Source organism: Frankia sp. CeRuru1, assembly GCF_977966315.1.
On sequence record NZ_CDWWEW010000536.1, the window covers coordinates 1 to 2548 of the forward strand.

The window sequence follows — 2548 nt, forward strand, 5'->3', positions numbered from 1 at the left end:
GCGGTTCAAGGAGATCGGTGAGGCGTACCACGTGCTGTCCGACCCGAAGACGCGGGCGCGCTACGACCGGTTCGGCGCGGACTTCCGGCGCCTCCCCGAGGACTACGACGAACGGGTGGCCGCCGGGCCGGGCTTCGGCCGGGCCGGCCGGGGCTGGAGCCGCACCGGCCGGGTCCGGGCCGAACCGGGCTTCGGCGGCACCGACTTCGCCGACGTCACCGACTCCGCAGACTTCGCCGACATGGGTTTCGGACGTGCCGGCCCCGGTGGCGCGGGCCTCGGCGGGAGCACCTTCGGTGACCTGTTCGGTGACCTGTTCGGTGGCCTGTTCGGGGCCCGCGGCGCGACCGGGCCGATCCCCGGCGCCGATCAGGAAGCCGAGCTCGAGCTGACCGTCGAGGAGGCCTACCGGGGCGGGCGGCGTCAGATCACCCTCGCCGGCCCCGGCGGCAGCCCACGCAGCTACCAGGTCACCATCCCGCGGGGGGTGGTCGACGGCCAGCGCATCCGGCTGACCGGCCAAGGCAGCCGCGGCAGCAGGCACGGCCAGCCCGGCGACCTCTACCTACACGTGAAGATCGCGCCGCATCCACGTTACCGGCTGTCCGGACGAGACATCCACGTCCCGTTGCCGGTCACCCCCTGGGAGGCCGCCCTGGGCGCCCGGGTCCCGGTCACCACCCCCGGCGGTGAGATCAAGGTGCGCGTCCCGGCAGGATCGTCCAGCGGCCGGCGACTGCGCCTACGCGGCGCCGGCCTACCCAACCCCACCGGCCCACCCGGCGACCTGCACGCCGAGGTGTGCGTGGCGGTGCCGCCGGCCCTGACCGCCCGGGAACGCGCGCTGTTCGAGCAGCTGGCCGCCGTCTCGGCCTTCGACCCGAGAACGTGAACCCGCCCGACACCGCGCGCAGACGCGCCCAGAGGTACAGACACGTGCCCAGAGGTAGAGATGCGCCCAGAGGTTATGTCCCGTCATCGCGGGAAGGTACCGTCACGTGGACGCCAAGCCGAACACCATTTGCCCGACCTGCCACGGTCGGTGCCGCACGGTGTCCCATGTGGCGGGATTCCGGGCCGGCCGGGTTCGGACCGTGCTGGTGATCGACCCCTGCCGCTGCTGCCACGACCGCGGTTACCTGGTCGGTTTCACCGCCCCGGTGTGACCGGCGGCCAGGCCAGCGACGGCCTGGGCGGCGAGTGCCTCGTCGAGGAGACGATCAGCCGCGGTGTGGGGGTCGAGTCCGCCGGCGACGACCTCGCCGGCGAACTGGTTGATCGCGGCTCCGGACCGCAGGTCCCCGATCCGCTCCCGCAGCCGGGCGAAGGCGATCCGCGAGATCTCGTCGACCGCGCGCCGACGCCGCCGGCGCTGCAACTGCCCCGTGCGCAGCAGCCAGTCCCGATGGGCCTCGATCGATTCGACGAGCTCGGCCACCCCCTGCCCGGTGGCGGCGACCGTCCGCACGACCTGCGGACGCCGGTCGTCCTCCCCGCGGCCGGCACCGCCCATCCGGAGCATGGCGGTGAGCTCGTTGACCGTCCGGTCCGCACCCGGCCGGTCGGCCTTGTTGACCACCAGCACGTCGGCGATCTCCAGAACGCCCGCCTTGGCAGCCTGGACGCCGTCCCCCATCCCCGGGGCGACCAGGACGAGCGTGGTGTCCGCCAGGGCGGCAATGTCCACCTCGGCCTGTCCCACCCCGACGGTCTCGATCAGGACGACGTCGAACCCGACGGCGTCGAGAACCCGCAGGGCCTGGGGCGTGGCGGTCGACAGGCCGCCGAGACTTCCGCGCGTCGCCAGCGAGCGGATGAAGACGCCCGGATCGGTGGCGTGCTCGACCATCCGGATCCGGTCGCCGAGCAGCGCGCCGCCGGTGAACGGGGACGAGGGATCGACGGCCAGCACGCCGACCCGCCGGCCCGCAGCCCGGTAGGCGCCCACCAGCGCGGAGGTGGAGGTGGACTTGCCGACCCCCGGCGCCCCGGTGAGGCCGATCACCTGCGCGCCCCCGGTGCGGGGCATCAGCAGCTGCTCGATCCGCCGCAGGTGCGGCGAGCCGTCCTCGACCATGGAGATGAGCCTCGCCACCGCGCGGCGGTTCCCCGCGACGGCGGCGGTGACGAGTTCGGTCACCGACTCGATTGACGAGCCCACCCGGGTACCATCCCCAACCGTCACGGCCACCTCACTGATCGAGCTCACTGATCGAGCTTGTTGGCGGCCCGTACGACGTCGAGGATGCCCCGGATGATGGCGATGAGCTCGTAGTCCTTGGGCGTGAACACCGCGGCCACCCCGAGTCGGGAGAGCTCGTCCGCGTCCGCCGCGGGGATGATGCCGCCCACGATGACGGGGATCTCACCCGCCCCGGCCGCCCGCAGCCCCGTCAGCACCTGGGGCACCAGGTCGAGATGGGAACCGGAGAGCACCGACAGCCCGACGACGTGCACGTCCTCCTCGACAGCCCCGGCCACGATCTGCGCCGGCGTCAGCCGGATCCCCTGGTAGACGACCTCGAAACCGGCGTCACGGGCCCGCAGC

Annotated in this window: 3 protein-coding genes; 1 reads left to right on the top strand and 2 read right to left on the bottom strand. The window is 73.2% G+C overall.

The genetic code is table 11. The features are described 5' to 3' along the window. Positions 1 to 892: DnaJ C-terminal domain-containing protein (locus AC08OP_RS23950; protein ID WP_476616239.1), on the top strand; the 892-nt coding region annotated here is incomplete at its 5' end. Between the two features lie 243 nt (positions 893 to 1135). Here the strand turns inward: AC08OP_RS23950 and meaB are convergent. Next, positions 1136 to 2161 carry a methylmalonyl Co-A mutase-associated GTPase MeaB gene (meaB, locus tag AC08OP_RS23955; protein ID WP_476616240.1) on the bottom strand — a complete coding sequence of 342 codons (1026 nt, stop codon included), beginning with the start codon at positions 2159 to 2161 and terminating at the stop codon, positions 1136 to 1138. 44 nt (positions 2162 to 2205) lie between these two features. Next, on the bottom strand, positions 2206 to 2548 hold a 343-nt coding region (locus AC08OP_RS23960), incomplete at its 5' end, for a cobalamin-dependent protein (RefSeq protein ID WP_476616241.1).